This window comes from Synechococcus sp. CBW1108 (assembly GCF_015840335.1).
GTDB lineage: Bacteria > Cyanobacteriota > Cyanobacteriia > PCC-6307 > Cyanobiaceae > Cyanobium_A.
In genome coordinates this window covers 2448178-2466050 of sequence record NZ_CP060395.1, presented here as the reverse complement: position 1 = coordinate 2466050, position 17873 = coordinate 2448178, and the positions used below count along the sequence as shown (strand labels likewise).

Annotated in this window: 12 protein-coding genes and 3 pseudogenes; 3 read left to right on the top strand and 12 right to left on the bottom strand. The window is 50.7% G+C overall.

Annotation, left to right across the window (positions count from 1 at the left end; translation table 11 throughout):
• Positions 1-41 precede the first annotated feature (41 nt).
• Positions 42-1127 carry a glycosyltransferase gene (locus tag H8F27_RS13380; RefSeq protein ID WP_197148680.1) on the bottom strand — a complete coding sequence of 362 codons (1086 nt, stop codon included), beginning with the start codon at positions 1125-1127 and terminating at the stop codon, positions 42-44.
• Positions 1124-1810 carry a class I SAM-dependent methyltransferase gene (locus H8F27_RS13375; RefSeq protein ID WP_197148678.1) on the bottom strand — a complete coding sequence of 229 codons (687 nt, stop codon included), beginning with the start codon at positions 1808-1810 and terminating at the stop codon, positions 1124-1126. The genes H8F27_RS13380 and H8F27_RS13375 overlap by 4 nt, the downstream gene beginning before the upstream one ends.
• A gap of 930 nt (positions 1811-2740) precedes the next feature.
• On the opposite strand from H8F27_RS13375, the gene H8F27_RS13370 reads away from it, so the two are divergent.
• Positions 2741-4300, top strand: coding sequence for an IS1182 family transposase (locus tag H8F27_RS13370; RefSeq protein ID WP_197148363.1), 1560 nt, complete (start codon positions 2741-2743; stop codon positions 4298-4300).
• Positions 4301-4756: 456 nt separating this feature from the next.
• Positions 4757-5194, top strand: a pseudogene (locus H8F27_RS13365) (transposase); the annotation flags it as partial.
• 187 nt (positions 5195-5381) lie between these two features.
• Here H8F27_RS13365 and H8F27_RS18325 read toward each other — a convergent pair.
• The 3 genes and pseudogenes from H8F27_RS18325 to H8F27_RS13350 all read right to left on the bottom strand — a co-directional run.
• Positions 5382-5438: pseudogene (locus H8F27_RS18325) on the bottom strand (transposase); the annotation flags it as partial.
• Positions 5439-5792: 354 nt separating this feature from the next.
• The gene (locus tag H8F27_RS13355; protein WP_197148676.1) at positions 5793-6029 is read right to left on the bottom strand and encodes a hypothetical protein; all 237 of its coding nucleotides are present in this window, start codon (positions 6027-6029) and stop codon (positions 5793-5795) included.
• Positions 6030-6182: 153 nt separating this feature from the next.
• Positions 6183-6527: a transposase family protein gene (locus tag H8F27_RS13350; protein ID WP_197148674.1), complete on the bottom strand. Its 345-nt coding sequence runs from the start codon at positions 6525-6527 to the stop codon at positions 6183-6185.
• Positions 6528-6552: 25 nt separating this feature from the next.
• Between H8F27_RS13350 and H8F27_RS13345 the strand changes: the two are divergent.
• Positions 6553-6762 (top strand): annotated as a pseudogene (locus H8F27_RS13345) (transposase); the annotation flags it as partial.
• Between the two features lie 1814 nt (positions 6763-8576).
• On the opposite strand, the gene H8F27_RS13335 reads toward H8F27_RS13345, so the two are convergent.
• From H8F27_RS13335 to H8F27_RS13310, 7 genes are all read right to left on the bottom strand, one after another.
• Complete coding sequence (locus H8F27_RS13335) at positions 8577-10433, bottom strand: ABC transporter ATP-binding protein (protein ID WP_197148672.1); 1857 nt, start codon at positions 10431-10433, stop codon at positions 8577-8579.
• Between the two features lie 238 nt (positions 10434-10671).
• A complete protein-coding gene (locus H8F27_RS17705) occupies positions 10672-11094 on the bottom strand; it encodes a transposase (RefSeq protein ID WP_231596682.1) in 423 nt (140 codons plus the stop codon).
• Entirely contained in the window at positions 11055-11705 is a 651-nt protein-coding gene (locus tag H8F27_RS17700; RefSeq protein WP_231596278.1) for a transposase, read from the bottom strand. The genes H8F27_RS17705 and H8F27_RS17700 overlap by 40 nt, the downstream gene beginning before the upstream one ends.
• Positions 11706-14045: 2340 nt before the next feature.
• Entirely contained in the window at positions 14046-15002 is a 957-nt protein-coding gene (locus H8F27_RS13325) for a GDP-mannose 4,6-dehydratase (protein ID WP_197148670.1), read from the bottom strand.
• A 123-nt stretch (positions 15003-15125) separates the two neighbouring features.
• The gene (locus H8F27_RS13320; protein WP_197148668.1) at positions 15126-15269 is read right to left on the bottom strand and encodes a hypothetical protein; all 144 of its coding nucleotides are present in this window, start codon (positions 15267-15269) and stop codon (positions 15126-15128) included.
• The gene (locus H8F27_RS13315; protein ID WP_255517701.1) at positions 15270-16613 is read right to left on the bottom strand and encodes an IS66 family transposase; all 1344 of its coding nucleotides are present in this window, start codon (positions 16611-16613) and stop codon (positions 15270-15272) included.
• Positions 16573-16809, bottom strand: a complete 237-nt coding sequence (locus tag H8F27_RS13310; protein ID WP_197148661.1) for a DUF6444 domain-containing protein — start codon at positions 16807-16809, stop codon at positions 16573-16575. Before H8F27_RS13310 ends, H8F27_RS13315 begins: the two co-directional genes overlap by 41 nt.
• Positions 16810-17873 lie beyond the last annotated feature (1064 nt).

The following is a 17873-nucleotide window of genomic DNA, read 5'->3' as shown; positions in this document are numbered from 1 at the left end:
GAAGTGTACGAACACTCGTCGGGATAGGTTTTAGGTCTAAATCAGTGCCCATAAATTTTCAAATCATTTAAAAGTTTATCTACAACAAAATCGCGACGAGGAAACGGCTCTCGGCGGGGCGGCAGAAGATCTAGTTCTTCTAAGCGTTTATCGCCAAATAGCCAGAACTCCGGCGCAAGGTCAAGTTGCTGGAATGGTAAATCCGCTATAGCGGAGCCGGGATCCATGACGATCACAGGAATACCATGTTCGACAAATGCTATCGCAGAGCTACTCTTTTCGATGATGTTGAAGGGAGTGGTTGAAAAGCCACAGTCCGCACCAAGGATCCAGGAAGAAAGGGTTGAAGTGTCAAGTTTGCCAGTCGTATGAAAAAAGGGTGTACGTCGCTCTGAAAAACCTGCAGCTAATGCTTCAAAGGTGGATGATGCAGTAGGGGAATTACCCAAGCTTACCAATAATAGGCGCTTAGCTTGAGAACAACATCTGTCATTAAGCCAACTCAAGGCTCTTAGCAGATTTTGTGATGGATAGATAGATCCAAACATTGCTGCAACGACCCATTCAGATTTTTTACTTCCCGCAACAAGGCTTGTAAATAGCCTAGAGTACGGATCATGGCCATTATTAATAATAGGAATAGCTCCAAACAACGGCAGAATCTTGTTGGCTATACCTGCTCTGTTCAGCATAGCTGAATACAAGGGATTTGTACAATGAACAACATCTGGTCGCAATTCTTGCATTGCCTGCTGAATACCGAGCCGCTGAATCAGACCGGTAGCCCGCTGTCTCCATGGCGCGCCTCTATGTGCTCCTATCCAGATTTCGTGGAAAAGAATGTGGGTACCTAAACGGCCGCGAAGATCCCTCCATGGGAGAGTCCGCTTACCTACAAACCCGCGATGGGCATATGCATAAGGTACAAAGTGCAAACTCACCCAATCAGGTTTGGCTTGTCGCAAACGTTCAGCAAAGTCAGAATGGGAGTTGGAATAGGAAGGCCCCAACTTGTGAAAAAATACATTTATATTTCTAGCTTTAAGTGATTCTGCAAGAAGCAAAGCATAGTCGCCTACGCCGCTTGAACCAGCTTGATCAGAATCAGAAATAATTGAAAGATTCACTCTGCCAATACGAGAATTGAAAGATCACCTAAAAGCCGGGAACATAAATCTGGGTTACGAAAGAAGAGAAACTTTCGCAGCATTTGCAATCTTTTCTGCCCGTTACCACCAAGTTCTAAATGGACAGATGTAAAGAACCAGTCTTTAACAACTAAGCCAGCATGCTCCAAGGATGCAAGTGCTGTCTCACGGGTAAAATAATGGATATGTCCAACACCTTCACGAGCTTGCTGCAAATAGGATGGTCTATACATACTAATCATGCTCAGATCCAAGGGAATATGAAATATTTTCCAAGAACCGAGTGACTTCAACATTCGAATAAATCCAAGGTAATCCTCCACATGCTCTAATACGTCCATTGCTAGGACAACATCAAATGATGATGTATCTTGATCGGGAGATCCGAGTCGGAACTCCAATCCGGTGACTTGGCGTTTAGCTGCCAATGAATACGCTTGTGGTGAGACATCATACCCCAAACAGAAAGGCTGAGGCTGAATTGAGAGGTATAAATCCTCTAGTATACCTCCAGCACCACAGCCCACCTCTAATATTCTGCTTGGCAAAATACAATTATTTTTAAGTACCCGTTGTACAAGAGAAGACTTCCATTGTGAGTGATCTTGATGCCAGCCTGGATTTTTATTGAAGTATTCTCCAGAAGAATAAATACTAGACATGATATTAAGCAGGGTTTAAAGTTGGTTTAATAAATGAAAAAGAGACGAATAGAGAATCCATAGTGCATTAAATGCATAAAAGTCGATTCTGAACGCATAGAAGAGGGCTAAAGAGCAAGGCCTTTGGAGAAATTTACAACAGAATAGCGCAAAGAATAATAAGAGTTGAGTAAAGTTTTGTTTGCAAGAAGTTAATTCCTTATCGAAGGACGCTTACACAGAACAATAGGTATAAAGCTTTATTTACAAATTGCGATGATCTATAAAATAGTATTAATAAATTTGATAGCGAAAAGATAAAAGATGCTATACGGGCAAAATACTATTTAAAGCTAAAATGATTATATTTACGCTTATCAACAGTAGATCAGTTATCAACAGAGCAAAATTGTATTAATTTTCAAACTTGGATGCTACGGATAAAGTGGATACGCAAGATTATTACAAAACTAAACCGGTGCTTAGTTTATTGAAAACCACTTAAAGTACATTTTAAGTAGACAAAAAGGAATAGTTTAGGTGTATATAAAGAATAATAAGTTGACTTTTGATAATCCGGCAAAATATTGAGCATTAATATCGTATCTTATGGAATAATAGCTAACAAGAGATTCACACTTTGGAGATAAAAAGATTCATAGGTTGAATAATAATACTTGATATATATTACAATGAATAACTAAAGAGGTTATGCTCTAGGCGTGCTTACTGCCTAGTAGAAAGGACTATCCTCTCTAGGCAGCATTCAAAGTCACGTCGAACAATTAAGAATCCCGCTTCGTACCATAACATTCATATTCTTGATTGCTTTGGCTTGCCGAGCCCCCCTAGGAGGCTGTTGCGCGTAGATCACCCAGCGACACTCCACAGACGTATCCAAATCTGCCCTGATCCCAGTGACAGCAGTGGATCTGGGCGATAAAATGGGGCATGCAGAAGCGCAAGACCTTTCGTCCCTGGCAGCCGGAGCAGACCTCCTTGCTGCCGGCCTCACCGAGTGACTGGCTGACCGCTGACCATCAGGTGTATTTCCTGCTCGATCTGGTCGATGAGCTGGATCTGTCGGCGATCGTGATCCCTGCCCAGAGCAAAGATCCCCGTGGCGAGAAGGGTTTCGACCCCAGGATGATGACGCTATTGCTGCTTTACGCCTACTGCGTGGGCACGGTCTCCTCCCGGAAGATTGAGCGGGCCTGCTACGAGGATCTGGCCTTCCGGGTGCTTACCGGCAACCAGCAGCCGGACCACAGCCGGATCAGTGAGTTCCGGCGCCGCAACCTTGAGGCCCTGAGCGAGCTGTTCGTTCAGATCCTGCGCCTCTGTCAGGCGGCCGGCATGGTCAGCCTGGGCCATGTGGCGCTGGACGGCACCAAGGTGCAGGCCAATGCCTCCAAACACAAAGCGATGAGCCACGAGCGGATGCTCAAAGCCGAGGCGCAGCTCGAGAAGGAGATCAAGGAGCTGATGCGCCGGGCCGAGATCCTTGATGCGCAGGAAGACGGCAAGTACGGCAAAGGCAAGCTGGGCAGTGATCTGCCCAAGGAGCTGCGGCGGCGCGAGGACCGGCTGAAGAAGATCCGCCATGCCCGACAAGCGTTGGAGGCAGAAGCAGCGGCCGCCGCTGCCCGTGATCGCGCCAAGCAGGCAGCAGAGGCAGAAGCTGCGGTGGCGGATGCTGCTGCTGCTGCCGATGCCGCAGTAGCGGATGCCAGCGAACAGCAGAAGCTGGCTGGCAAAGCAGCCAAGGCGCAGGAGAAAGCAGAGGCCGCCAAGGAGCTAGCGATCGAGAAGGCCCAGGAGGCAGGCCTTGAGCCGGAAGGATTGGATCCTCAGCCGGCTGACGCCATGCCTTATCGCGGCCTGGCCCATCGGGCCGATGGCAGCCCCACAGCCGCTGCGCAGCGGAACTACACGGATCCAGACAGCCACATCATGAAAAGCGACGGCAACCTGCTGCAGGGCTACAACTGCCAAGCGGCCGTCGATGGCGATCACCAGGTGATCGTGGCGATGGGCGTCAGCAACCAACCGCCGGATCCAGAGCACCTGGTGCCCATGCTGGAGCGCACCATGGCCAACACCACCCAGGTGCCCAGGACGTTCATTGCTGATGCGGGCTACTGGAGTGAGGACAACGTTTCTGCCTGCGAAAAGCGAGGCACCGACCCCCACATCGCGACGGGCAGGCTGCCGCACGGTCAGCCATTACCACCGATCTATGGCCCGATCCCCAAGGGGCTGGATGCCAAAGGCAAGATGGCCCGCAAGCTACGCAAGAAAGAAGGCCGAGAGATCTACGCCAAGCGCAAAACGATCGTGGAGCCGGTGTTTGGTCAAACCAAAGAAGTGCGAGGGCTGCGGCGCTTCCTGCTGCGCGGGCTGGCCAAGGTGAATGGGGAATGGATGCTCTGGGGAACAACCCACAACCTCAACAAGCTGTGGCGCCACCTGAAGAAACAGAGGCTGCAGGAGGCGATGGCAACGGGATAGGGGGGCAGACCCCCACGGCTGAGCAGAAGTCAGCGAACCGCGTCCGAAATTCAAAGGAAGACGGTAAAGAAAGAAGTGCCGAGCTGCGCTGGATGGCGTGAGCGGCGGCGCTACGAGCGACACACTCCTAGGGCTGATTAAAAGTAAGGCAGAATTCTGTACCTGAGCTGGTTTTTGCCAGACCAGCAGTGACAGCAAACCAGAAATGTCATGAGCTAGGGCGCCCAGCCCCTCGGTGATCGACCAGAAGCTATCGATTCGCAGGGCCTATGGCCTCCCGGCCGACTGCGTCTGCATGGCCAGGCTGCGGAGCGTGGCCATGATCTGCATGCCGTTTGTCTCGCGGCACCGGTTCGCGTCTTCCCGCAGCTAGGTGTCGCGGGGCCAATGCTAGGAGTTCTCGATGCTCCAGCGATCACGCACGTGCTGCAGCAGAGACTCGGCTCCAGTACCCGCCGAGAGTTTCTGGGCCTCAAGGTGGGCGACAGTGAGACTGAGGGCTTCTGGAGTGAGTTCCTAGCCTCGCTCAGGGAGCGTGGCCTCACTGGGGTCAAACTGGTGATATCCGACGCCCACGTGGGGCTCACCAAGGCGATCCGCAGGCAGCTGCAGGGTTGCGTCTGGCAGCGCTGTCGCGTTCATTTAGCCAGAAACCTGTTGCAGCGCGTCCCCAAAGCCCACCAGGGCATGGTCACCGCTGCCCTGCGCAGTGTGTTCGCCCAGGAGAACGCCGGCGAGATCCTCAGCCGCTGGGATGACCTGGCCGCTTCGTTGATCGAGCGCTTTCCCAAAGCCGCTGAGCTGATGCACGAGGCCCGGGAGGACGTGCTGGCCTTCCGCCACTTCCCGCAGCAGCACTGGCGCAAGGTCTGGAGCTCCAACCTGCTGGAGCGGGCAGGGCCGCCTAAAAGTAATTTCATCCCGTGATTGCTGCCACGCCTCCCAGGGCGAGCATTCCCCTGATGTTGTGGCTCAGTTCCTGCTGGCCAGCGTGAACTGAGCGGTAGCCGCCGTTGCGCAGCAGATTCATCACCACCGTGCGCAGGAACGCAAACAGCGGCGCACCCTTGCGGTTGGCGTAACGGTGGGCGTCCTCGTGCAGTTGCGTATCCCGCGGCCAGTGCCACTCGTTTTCAATGCTCCAGCGCTGGCGGATTAGTCGTAGCAGCGCTTCTGGCTTGGTCCGCAGGCTCGTGAGGAACTAGTGGGCCTGTGGCGGCTGATGGCCTCTGCGGGTCACGGTGGTGCTGATCATCTCGATAATCCAGCTGACGCCAGGCCAGTTCTCTTTGATGTGTTCCGGGGCTTCCTACCGCTCCGCGGAAGCCGTCGGCTAGGGCCCGCATCTCCCATAAAGTCTCACGGCCATGTTTTTTGCTCTGAGCCGTTGCAGTGAAAGGGATCTGACGCTTACCTTGAAACCGGCACTGGATCTGGCGCAGCAGGGTTTTCTGGTTGCCTCACTCCTTCGGAGAAGCCTTCGGCTACACCGTCAAGAGCACGTCGGCCCCCTTGGCGAGGCACCAGCGAAAAACGCTTGCGTGGTGTGCAGAGCATCCGCCTGGATCAAGGTGCCCTCCAGCTCAAGGGTGCTCAGAAGCTCTTTGAGTGCAGCCCTCTCGCTGGATTCGTGGGTGTCGTAGGCCTTCTGGGCCAGGGCGACACCGAGGGCCCGGGCATAGACCGTGACCTGGGCCACAAACCGGTGAGCGCCGTCTTCCGTGTCCACCGCTGTGCATCTGAGCGTCTTTCCAACCGCTGCGCGGAAGCCGGGGCTACGCACACCAACTGCTTTAAACCCTCTGTCACGACTGGGATCTGGCTGATCATCCAGGCCTGAAAGACATCGCCAAAGGTCTGCAGGTGGACTTTGTTGTAGCCGTCAGGCTTCCGCGAAGCGGTACAGGTACAGGAATGTGGCGTCCGACGGCCAGCGTTTGAAATCCAGGCCCAGCGCCTGGTTGAACTCCTGCCGAAGCCGCTTGGCAAACGCCTCCAGATCACGGGAGCTCCTGCTGCCACTCAGGATGCCGAGCATCGCCACCAACAACAGGAACCACTGTGGGTAGCGCACACCACGGGGAAAACGTCCGTCGGGGATTGCCTTGAAAAAGCTGATTAAGTCGTTGGAATCAAGCTGATCAGCTGCTGCGTCAGGGATTTGGGGCATGGAGGTGGCCCATTCGCGCCGACCGAAGCCAATGCTGTCAGGCCCCGCCACCAGCACGTGGACACACATTTAGGCGGCCCTGCTGGAGAGTGTGAATGGTGAGATCAAACGCCGCACCCACGTCGTCGGCATCTTCCCCAATGATGCCGCCATCACCCGGCTGGTGGGCGCGGTGCTGCTGGAGCAGCACGAGCACTGGCAGCTGGAGGGCCGTCGCATTTTCTCCGCCGAGAGCATGGCCGCCATCCCGGATCTGGAGACACTCCCTGCCCTGCAAATATCCGATACCTGAGAAGGGCACACGCAGGTCCCAGGTGGTCGAGCCTGCAGCGCCCCCTCAGGGCGCAGCGGCCTCGATCGCCGCCTGGGGGCCGGTGCTGGAACCCCCTGGGCTGCAAAGAAAACTTCTGCCGCTCTCAACACATCCACGATTTAACGCAAACTTGACAAGTCAATCGTCCCGATTCATCGTGGATGAACTAGGCTTACTTGCGCTTCCGGAATGACAGCCAGTCATTCCACCCTGTTTACCCTCTAATCAGGGCATTCGGGCCTCAGAATTTAAACCACGCAAAGGGACGCAGCCCGGCGGGACGGGTCATGAAGGCCCTAGTGCTCGGGCGGCTGCGGAACCTGGAACCCAAGCGCTTGCGTTTGTGCGAAGCTGCCCTCGATGCAGCGGTAGCAGAGGGAGAAGCCGGGCGACATGATCCATGTCGACACCAAACAACTGACAGGTTCTAGCGGGTTGGCCACCGCATCACCGGCGACACGCGTAAAGGCTGTTCGAGGGGCGCTGGATACAAGAAGGTGCATGTCGCCATTGACGACACCATACGACTGCACAATGTCGAGGTGCTTCCGGATGGGCAGAAGGTCACGACTGTCGGCTTCCTGGCTCGGGCTGTCGACTGGTTCAGCGAGCAGGGAACCACCTGCCGGCGCGTCCTCTCAGACAAAGGCTCTGCCTACCGCTCGGGTGCCTAGCGCAAAGCCTGCAAGACCCTCGCTCTCAAGCCATCCGCACCAAGCCATACACGCCCCGCACCAACGGCAAGGCCGATCGTTCATCCAGACCCTTTGCCGGGAATGGTCCTGTGGGATGCCATTCCAGACCACGGAGGAGCGGAAGCGGTGGCTTCCTCGCACCTAGGGCTCTATAACCGGCGCAGCTGTCACATGGCCCTCGGTTTCCTAAGCCCTCAGCAGCGCCTTGTCGCGCTGCTTGCTGAATGACCTGCTGAAAGCACTGCTAGATAAACTGACTTAGTTGTTCTACACGCTTGGAGTATTATTATATTAACTGCGTACAGGGTTGAACACGAATATTTTATAAATGTCATTTAGTTGATTCATCTACCAGGAGGGTCAGGTAATTACAAGATACACACCCTTAAGTGTTAGCCATAATTCAGAAAGATTTCAACAGATTCTCGAATTTTTTACGAGATCGAAGTGAGAGAGTAGCAGTCGGAGGACGAGAAAGATGGTGGGGTGACCCCAAAGGTACTGCAGAGCTAATTGAATGTCTCGCGATAGCCCTTAGCAACACGCTCCATCCGAAGAAGCAAACTCTTGATAATCAAGACGAAAGGTTTCTCCGAAGAGCTAATTGGCCATGATAGCCGTCAAAAATCACAAGCCCTCGCGCGTAATGACGTGCAAATGCAGCCTGGCTTTCAGCTCCTTTTGAAAGCTGATCAGCTCGATTACAGCGACCCAGGTTTCGAGCGGAGATGCCAAGAGATTGTGGCGAGGCATGCGGACAAAACCAAAGCTAAATAATTCAACCCGGAGCAAATGGAAAACACACCTACTTAGCCGTGAGCTGATTATGCGTTAAAGATACATTTAGCCGGAAGTATTAACTCTAAAAGGAGACCAGCAGGATATACGAGGTAAATAGTAATTTGGAAGATTGCGGAATAGACGATGAATTGCGCATAGCAGCCCCAGACAAAGGCTTGCCCCGATATTAAACACTAGGTGACAACAAAGCAGAAAAGATCCATTTGAACTTAGCAAGGGAGTTAAAAGAAGGAAAGCGGCTAGCAGAATAGTTATATCACACGCAGATGAAAATGCTTCTTAGAAAATGGTATAAGTCTATGATGTCTGCTGGGACCATAAATTATAATACAATGCATGCTTTCTTAGTAGTTGCTCATGAGATCCACTCTCAATAACTCGACCACGATCAAGAACTAGAATTTCATTGGCGCGAGTAATAGTGCTAAGTCGATGGGCGATAACCAAAACCGTATGGGTGCGCTGAAATTTCTCAATTGCCTGTTGAACTAATAACTCGCTTTGGGAATCAAGTGCGCTCGTTGCCTCGTCAAGGATAAGCAGCTCTGGATCTCGAAGAATCGCCCGTGCCAGACTCAAACGTTGTCGCTGACCTCCACTCAAGCGGTACCCCCGTTCACCTACCACAGTATTGTAACCGAGTGGCAAACTTTCAATAAAGCCTGTTGCCTGGGCTGCATCACATGCTGCTTTAAGTTTGGTCATGGTTACGCCAGATGTACCGAATGAGATATTTTCAGCTATTGTAGCGTTAAAAAGAAAAGTATCCTGGCTAACAACCCCCAATCGCTGCTGCCAAGAATCTAGATCTAACTGATCTAAGGCGACATCATCGATAAGTATTTTTCCGCTGGTGGGTGCATAAAGACCGGTTATCATGTCAGCTATAGAGCTCTTACCTGCTCCACTTGGTCCCACGAGCGCTAACGTCTGTCCTTTAGGCAAGGAAAAGGAAATGTCAATAAGGGAAGCTGGCAAATCGGGTGAGTATTGTAAGCCAACCTGATTGAAGCTAATACTCTGACGAATCTCTACAAAAGGGATTCCGCCACTGCGACGGAATTGCTTGTCAATAGGAGAAAGTATTTGATTCAATCGCGTTAATTTGCCACTATTGTCAGCACTTTGATTTAAAGTACCAGCAATCATACTCAAGCGCTGGGTTAACCGTTGCAGCGCTAGGACAAATGTAACAAGGCTAGCCAACATACTTGTCTTGTCTCCTAGCAAGAAAACGCTAAAGCCAGCAATAAAGGCAATAGCCAAGATGGGAAGGAAACCTGAGATTGGTGCTACAACAGCTAAGCGTCTTGCTTGTTGCCGAAACTGCAACTCGAGCAAGGCCATTTTACTTCTTAGGCGATTGACTGCTACACCAAGTTGGCCACTGGTATGAAGTAGGCGAATCCCTTGAAAATCTTCAGTGAGACGGCTGCTAACATCAACTTGGGTGTGCACGAGATTAGAAGAACCTACGCGGATCCTTGGCAATAATTGACTTTGGATAAAAGAGATGCAAGTTGCCAACACCAAAACGGCTAATAACAGCCATGGCGACAATCTAACCAATACAAAGAGATATGTCGATGCAAGAAGGATGCCAACTATCAGGTTACTGATGACCTCGATCTGAATCCTTATTGCCTCGGGGCCTTCTCTGGTGTAGTCAGCAAGATCACCTATCTTGTATTTACTGACGCATGGAAAGTCGAAAGATAAAACACGAGAATGAATCTCTCCGGTAATCAAAGCTCTGCATCTTGCACTAAAGTAGGAAATACTAATATTGTTAAAATATTCAGAAAAACCCTGTATTGCCTTAAGAAGAACTGCAAGCACCAAAAGCAGTAGAAACAGAGATGTTCCCGGTATTTTATTCAGAAAAAAAACTGCTGGCGGCCAAGCCACCAAGGGGGTTGCGTTCCAATTGAAACCGCTTGAAGGCGCCGACAGAACCTCAACCGCCAAAAAAATAACCCCTAATGTGGATGCTTCACAAAAAGCTTGAGAAACAGAACTTATAAGGTTGGTAGAAATTAGACGCCACTGTTGTCGCGCAGTTTTCCTGATCAATGCGGCAGCAGGTTGATTACTAAAACAAGGCGACAATAAATCCTTGAAGAATTTAGTCTTGGCAAAAGATATATTTAACATGTTAATTAAATACCAGCAGTTACAGCAGGTTGGGCGTACAAAGTGGGCTGAACGATACTCACAATAAGAAAACGCGAAAAGGGTCTAGCTTTTTACCAAGCTTAAGGGGACCTCGAAAAATCAAGAATTTCACACCTACAGCCGCTTGCAAAAAAAACGCCTTGCGGCGCCAAACGATCTAATAATTTGCACAACAAAACGACTAAATTGAATCAGGCAGCCTCATGAAAATTATTACTCATGCGAGTGCAAATGCACGATTTGCTCTTAGAAGATATCGCAAGAAGTTAAATGTCAGATTCTTGAGACCCCACCATGCTTTGTTTTTCTCAAGCCCAATCTTTCTAGTCATCTTGCCACCCATAGACATGGTCATGCAGCCAAAAACATGTTCCACACAAGCTCTAATTGCTGATTTAATACGGTTTCGCTCTTTGGCTGCGTCGCTTAGCGGGTGATTGCGGCTGCCTTTTTCGTGAATGCAACTTTCAAAACCGCCAAGATCCAGTAGGTCTTCAAAGCGCTCGCCTGCAAAGGCAGAATCTGCCCAAACATAATCATCTGTGTTCTCAGGATCGAGGAGCATCGGCAGCATCTGACTGTCATGGATATTGGCCGGTGTCACGGCATAGCGTCTGATAAATCCATGTTCAACGTCGATACAGATACTGTTCTTGTAGCCATAGTGATTGATGCCGTTCTTTTTAACCCACGCGCATCTAAGTCCTTTTGCTGCAATCGATTTGGGTTTTCGTCCCATCCTTCAGGCATGCGATTCTCTTTAATCTCCTTGTTGTCTTCTCTGCTATTCCGCTGCCGTGGCACTGGAACCAACGTTGCATCAATTATCTGCCCGCCACGGGCTTCGAGGCCTTGGGACCGGAGATAGGCCTCAAACTTTTCAAACAGCTCTTCGATTACCCCAGCCTTACGAAGCCTTTCTCTAAAAAAGGCGATAGTAGTAGCATCGGGAATATCGTTCATTACGCCTAAGCCAACAAACTCTTCAAAAGAACGGCGATCATTTACCTGGAACTCAGTGTCATCATCGCTCAAATTGAAAAGCTGTTGGAGCACCAGCATTTTGAAGAGGATCAGAGGATCAATTCTCCGCCGACCAGCATTGCTTTTCCGCTCTTGCGCATAACCTCTTTCGAGCAGTGGGCGAAATGATTCCCAAGGAATCGACTGGGAAAGTCGCTCAAGAACAGGTTTTTTAGTTTTGAGCTTTTCAACCCTCTGCTGCTCGTCCCAGAAGCCTCTCTGGCCCATACCAGGTATGCAATTAACTATCCAAATTATAAGCTATTGTCGCCTCAACGCAAGGGCTGGTCGTATTTTTCGAGGTGCCCTTGAGAAGCGTTCAATGTGAGGGGTTAAAGCGTAGCAAACTAAACAAGTGTAAAATATATATTCGATATATCAAGAAAGATTTTCCAAGAGCTTGAGGAATACTAGATCTTGAGGTAGTGGATAAGAGAGTTTAGAGACATCAAATTGAAACAGGACATAGATGGTACAAGGTGAGTCAAGTGATCAACTTGTCTTACATAGCCATCTTAAGTAAAAGCAAATACTAGATCTCCAAGTTTTAGAATTATGAACTGAATATATAAATTACTAATAAACAATTTTGAGGACTTCTTCTGGAACTACTTTGCCATATTTGGTTAACTGACCAGCTTTGGACACATGCATTGCTGCGCAAAACAGAGGGACATCAGTTACCGGTGCTAGCTTTTCACGATTGACAAGAGCTGGCAAATGGCTTTGATTAGGGCCAATACTTCAGTGCGGAGACTCGAGACAATGGAATGGCACGTCTTGCGGTTAGACCTCTCGAATGCTTTAGCTTCGAAGGTAATTAGGGTGGTGCTGCCAAGCAAATACTCCAGTGATGTAATGGCACCGCTTAATCTCCGGCGTGCTGGTGCGCAAGGGGGGACCGTCGGCCGCAGGTGGCCCGAACAGTGTTCCACTTAGACTTTTTGAGGCGTCGATGTTTGACTGCAAACAAGAGGCAGGCGCAGCGCTTGGCAAGGTAGAAGAAAGGGCGGTTACTTGCAGTGTGACGGCCTACATCAGCACACAGTCAACCTCCACTCTCTCCACAAGCTGACAAAGTGCCTGGATCTCGCCACTGGCATCGATGGCGAAGATGGTCTGAGCAGTGGCTACGCAAAGGCTCAGGGTATAGAGACTAACGAGGGCAATGTAGACGCAGTAGCTCTGTAGCCATAGCGCGCTGTAAGAACAGTGATGGAAACTCGTAGAATCCTGCAGTCCCACACTAGAGTATCAAGTTACTCGGCAACACCGGGCAGAGCCGCCAACCAGTTCCCCAAAAAATAATTTTTCGCATGTACGCGCAACTGAGCCGGCAACAGCCGTAACCTTGAATCCATAGCGATTTGCCAAAAGCAATGCCTAGCTGTTCGCATGGCCTCAATCGGTAGCTATTGAAAAAGCGATCAACGCCCACCAGCAAGTCTTAGGCCGGGATTGAAAAGAACGTCTCGGGCAGCATCAAACACTGGTGAATCATATTGCCGCCTGATCTGGAAGTACGACTGCACAATGAGGAAGCTCAACAAATTGCCTGCAACAGAAACGTGCCGGCATGGATGGGGTCCAAGGGTTAGCTTCCCTTCCCGCTCAACTCAACGGAAGTGCGGTAACCATGTGAGGATACTGGGGCAGAGTTCTAAAAGGAACTGACCTAATGGAGTCCGTTGGCTCCTATTTGCATGGTAACAGTGGAGAGGTAGCTGTCGATAGCAACTTCCAAATGATCATAGCGGGCATGCTGAAACCACTAACCGGTCATTGAGCACGTCTTACTCATGCCGGATCAATTCATCTTTAGTGTGGGCAATCTACCGGATGTGATGATAAAAGACCTGCGCTACTGCGGTTAGAGAAATGTCAAAGTCTACGCGGATCATGGAGTTTACGCACTTACAGCCACCGACTGACGCCTGTATGGACAAGAATTACCGACAAATGGAAGCGCACCGGAAAGTAAACAACATGATCTGCATGGACAGCAAGTGCAGAGGCAATAAAAGATCCAAAAACGTAGACCCAGCGCAGATTGATTATGCAACTGGTGAACGGTCAAATCATTTAACCGCAGGGTTTGGGTACTATCTACTAAATGGAGTAAAGAAGGATAGGTAAATCCCGCAAACAACGGAAATCGTATTAATTGACAGCACAAGAACTTGATCTAGCCTCAGTAATCTAAAAGTAAAAATGGTTAGCCACCACAGTTAGAGCAATAGGTTCCAGTTGCAGCAACGGAATAATTGCTGTGAGCGCGGGCGAGAATGTCGGTATTGAAAACATGGAATAGATAGAGGCCACAAAACAACAAGCTTGGTTTCTTGAGCTCATCAAAAATTTCGCTATGGCTAGTGGGATAGGGCTATATAAGCGACGAACTCTGTAGGTTTAAATGCAAAGCAGCGCATGCTTTAGCGTATACTGGATAAAGAAATAGTCACTATCAATTCAAGAAAAGCTGACAAAGCACGACCGAGAAGTTAATATGCCAGCGTCATCGGATAAAGGCATGCCAGAATATAAATTTTAGATCGCAAACTAGGGACCTCAGAATAAATTATTAAAGTACATCTTGGTGACAATTTCATGGATTGAGCGCTTTGAAGACCAGCCCAGGTCGATCTCAATTTTCCGGGGATTTATTGCCGAATAGGCCAGATCAGCAGGTCTTTTGAGCGAATCTACTGATTCAAGGTGGTCATTAATATCAAGTTGAGCAATATTAAATGCTTCTTGGGCGAATTGACGAAGGGAAGTAGTAGTACCTGATGCAATCAAATAATCGCTAGGATGTTGCGGTTGTAGCATCAAGTGCATAGCTTGCACGTAATCCGGAGCCCAGCCCCAATCGCGCCAAACATCAAGATTTCCAAGTCGTATATGACTAGCATCGCCAGCCTTTATTTTCTGAACTCCTTCAATAATCTTCTGGGTGACAAAGCGTCTCGGGCGCAAGGGAGATTCATGGTTTGCAAGAATACCGGTGCAAGCATACATCCCGTAGGCGTCTCGGTAAGTCGCCACCTGCCAATATGCTGCTGCTTTAGCTACTGCATAGGGGCTGCGAGGTCTAAGCGGAGTATCCTCAGATGCAGGTGTCTTGCCGGTATCTCCGAAACACTCCGAGCTGCCCGCAGTGAAAAATCGGATTCCGCAACCTAGATAGCGAATTACTTCCAACAGGTTAAGTGCGGCTACAGAGATCGACTCAATACACTCAACTGGCTGATCAAATGAAAGACCAACACTGGTTTGGCCTGCTAGATTATAAATCTCCTGAGGTTGAACGCTACTCACGACTTTAAGTACGCTGCGGAAGTCGTTTGGTGCAAGTGAAATTAGCTCCACATCACCAAATATTCCCAACCTTTCCAGCCGGCTACTGTCAGCCATGTGGGCGTCGCGACTGGTACCCACCACTCTATAACCCAAGCTCAAAAGATGGTGGGCAAGGTATGCGCCATCTTGACCTGTAACGCCGGCAATCAGTGCAGTTATGGACATCTAGATGCCAAGCGGTGGGAATAGATACTTAATTAAGTAAATCAATTATTCCATTGCAAATATACCATACAACGTTATTCACCTATTGAGGAGCCTTTACAGGAAGCGGACTGAAGCACAAGGTCATTCTTCAAGCTGATTTTGATTTAACATACCACCAAAGCAGTAAGTATGCGTCCAGGGGTCGGGACGCCCCGCCGCACGAATGCAAGCCTGATCACTCACCGCTGAGCGATCAGAAACTCTTCCTTGCTCGTTCTTCTTCACTCAGGGGTCGCTCAGCAGTGACGGCATCACCCCACCGCGGTGATGGGCGATCCAGGCCTGCTCGAGGAACTCCCAGACATCGCGGCCCTGTTGCCTGAGGGTGGTGGTGACCGTGAGCAGGCGGCTGCGGCAGATGGCACCGCTGGCTGATTGGACGCCGTGACTGATCTTGCGCTGAATCACCGACTGGCGCAGGGCACGTTCTGCGGCGTTGTTGGTGGGCTCTATTCCCTCGTTCTCCAGGAAGGTCCACAACCCACCTGTCACCTTCTGGAGCTGCTGGCAGGTGCGCACTGTGCTGGCCCAAGGCGTTCGCTCGCCGCGCTGGTAGCCCAGCTCCACTACCCGCTGCAACGTGGCCTCAAAGGTCTGGCGAATCGGCAGGCAGCTTTGCTGCAAGGCGGGCCAGTCAATCTTTCCCTCCTTGTAGTTGTGCCAGTGGCCAAACAGCTGTTGCTGCAGGCCCAGCAGCTCCGCTCCAAATTCAGCACTGGCGCCCGGGCGTTCGGCGATGGCGACCAGATCGCGGATTGAGTGGGCCCAACACAGCTGGCGCTGCTTGGTGGGCAGGTGGTTGTAGGCGGAGAAACGATCGCTCACGACAATCCCGCCAAAGGCGTTCCCCAGCAGCTCGATGGCGGCGGCCGTCGATCGACTCAGGCCTTGGATGAATACCGTCACCACGGCGGTGACCATGACCCACTGCCAGCCCCGCTTTCCAGTGGGATTGTTGCCCACCGCTTCGCGGAAGACTGCGTCTACGGCGTTGCCGGTGGGGGCGCCGGTCTCATCCACGTAAGCCACCGGTTGCTGACGGGCGGCCGCAAGCGCCTGGGCCATCGGTTCCGCCAATGCTGAGCTCAGGCGCTGGCGGACCCGTGCGATTGCCCCACAGCTAATCTCCACTCCCACCAGCTGCTGGAGCAGGGCCTGGGTCTTGCTGAAACTCAAGGGGAAGGCACTGCCCAGCAGGCCCACCAGGGCACTGAGCCTTGGGCCGTAGTGACTGGCTTCCACATCAGCCGGCAACGTCGCGCAGGTGCTGGTGGAGCAGCAGGGGCACACCAAGCGATGCAACCGGTGCTCGATCACCAGCGGTGTGATCGGTGGTATCTCAATCACCTGATGGCGCAGGGGATCGAGATCCTCTCCCAAGGGCAAGGTACCATAGCGGCGGCAGGCATCGGGGGTCCACCACCTTATCCACCCGCTCGATCGGCAGCAGCTCCGGCCCCGATCCGGGATGGCCCGGCTGGCCGCCGCCGCGCTTGCGGCCACTGCCCTTGCGCCGCTCTGGCGGCTTCTAGCCCGAAGGGCTTCCGCGCAGCGGTAAACCCAGCCCATCACTGGAGGGAGGTTTGGAGGAGTTGCGCGAACTGCGGCCAATTCGCTCCCGCAGGTTTGCCAACTCGGTGGCAAAGGAGGTGAGTTGGCCGCGCAACAGCTCGATCTCCTGCTGCTGGGCGTTGATCAGCGCTCTGACGCTGGCGGAAGTTTCCAGCCAGTCCGCATCTGGAATTCCAGCCGGAAGTGCGCTCATCACAGGCGGCCTCTACCTGAGATGCAACCGGAAATCAAACTGCCGTCAAGGATTCAAGCAGGGGCGATGTTCGCCGCGAGCTGTCACGCCCGCTGAACGGATACAGCAGTAATTACAATTTACACCTCACTAGGCCTATTAAAAAGCTACATTATGGGCAATAGCTATAACCATATATTAATTATCCAAAAAGAATGTCAAAGGCTAGAATCTAAAACATAAATGTAGCATTACTAAATATTACATATAGACACTAAGGCAGATAATAAGAATCGAGGCAGCTGGCCAATAGACTCATGTTCTTGACCACTGCCGCTTGCCGATCTGGGATTTCAAAATACATTTGCTGGACCCGAATAGGAAATTTGCTAATAATCATAAAATTCAGTACAAGGACAACATGACCAATGTTATGTCAAAGCTGCTGGCTATGTCTAAAGCACCTGAGGAAGTAGTGGTTCGGTGGAGACTGTTTGTACTTGTTTTTAATGGATGTGCAGATTAGCTTGATGGTCTGGCTTACAAGACAGCATGACAATTCAACTCTCTGCTCCTTCAGTGAATACTGCTAATATCACCGTTAGCGCGACTTCGCCCCCATGGCTATACATTCAACTTACTCCTCATGAAAAGCACCAGGAAAAATAAATTGGCTCTTGAGGAGCGAAACTCCTTCGGAGAGGGGTGAGTCTCGATCATGATGCTATTTAGCTCCAAGGTGCTGAGATGCTCTTACTGCTGCGCAGACATCTGCGGCTAATGGGCAGCCTATTCACTGATCTAGCTCTTGTTGTAGCCTTAACTAATTTTATACTACTGATTGCCGGCAATACAACGTTAAATAAGGAATAATTAAAATGACAGAGTCCTGAACTCTACCTACCTAACTTGGTCTCGACCGCTGAGCCTTTGAACATGATTCAGTCGCAAATAAGCAGCTAAAAAACCAAATAGGCTGCCTAGTAATATGCTGATCAACTAGGCTTTAAATTCAACTTTAAAGAGCTGCAAATTAGCTTCTTTAAGTGGATAACGCACTATAATATTGGACTAATAGCATTCGA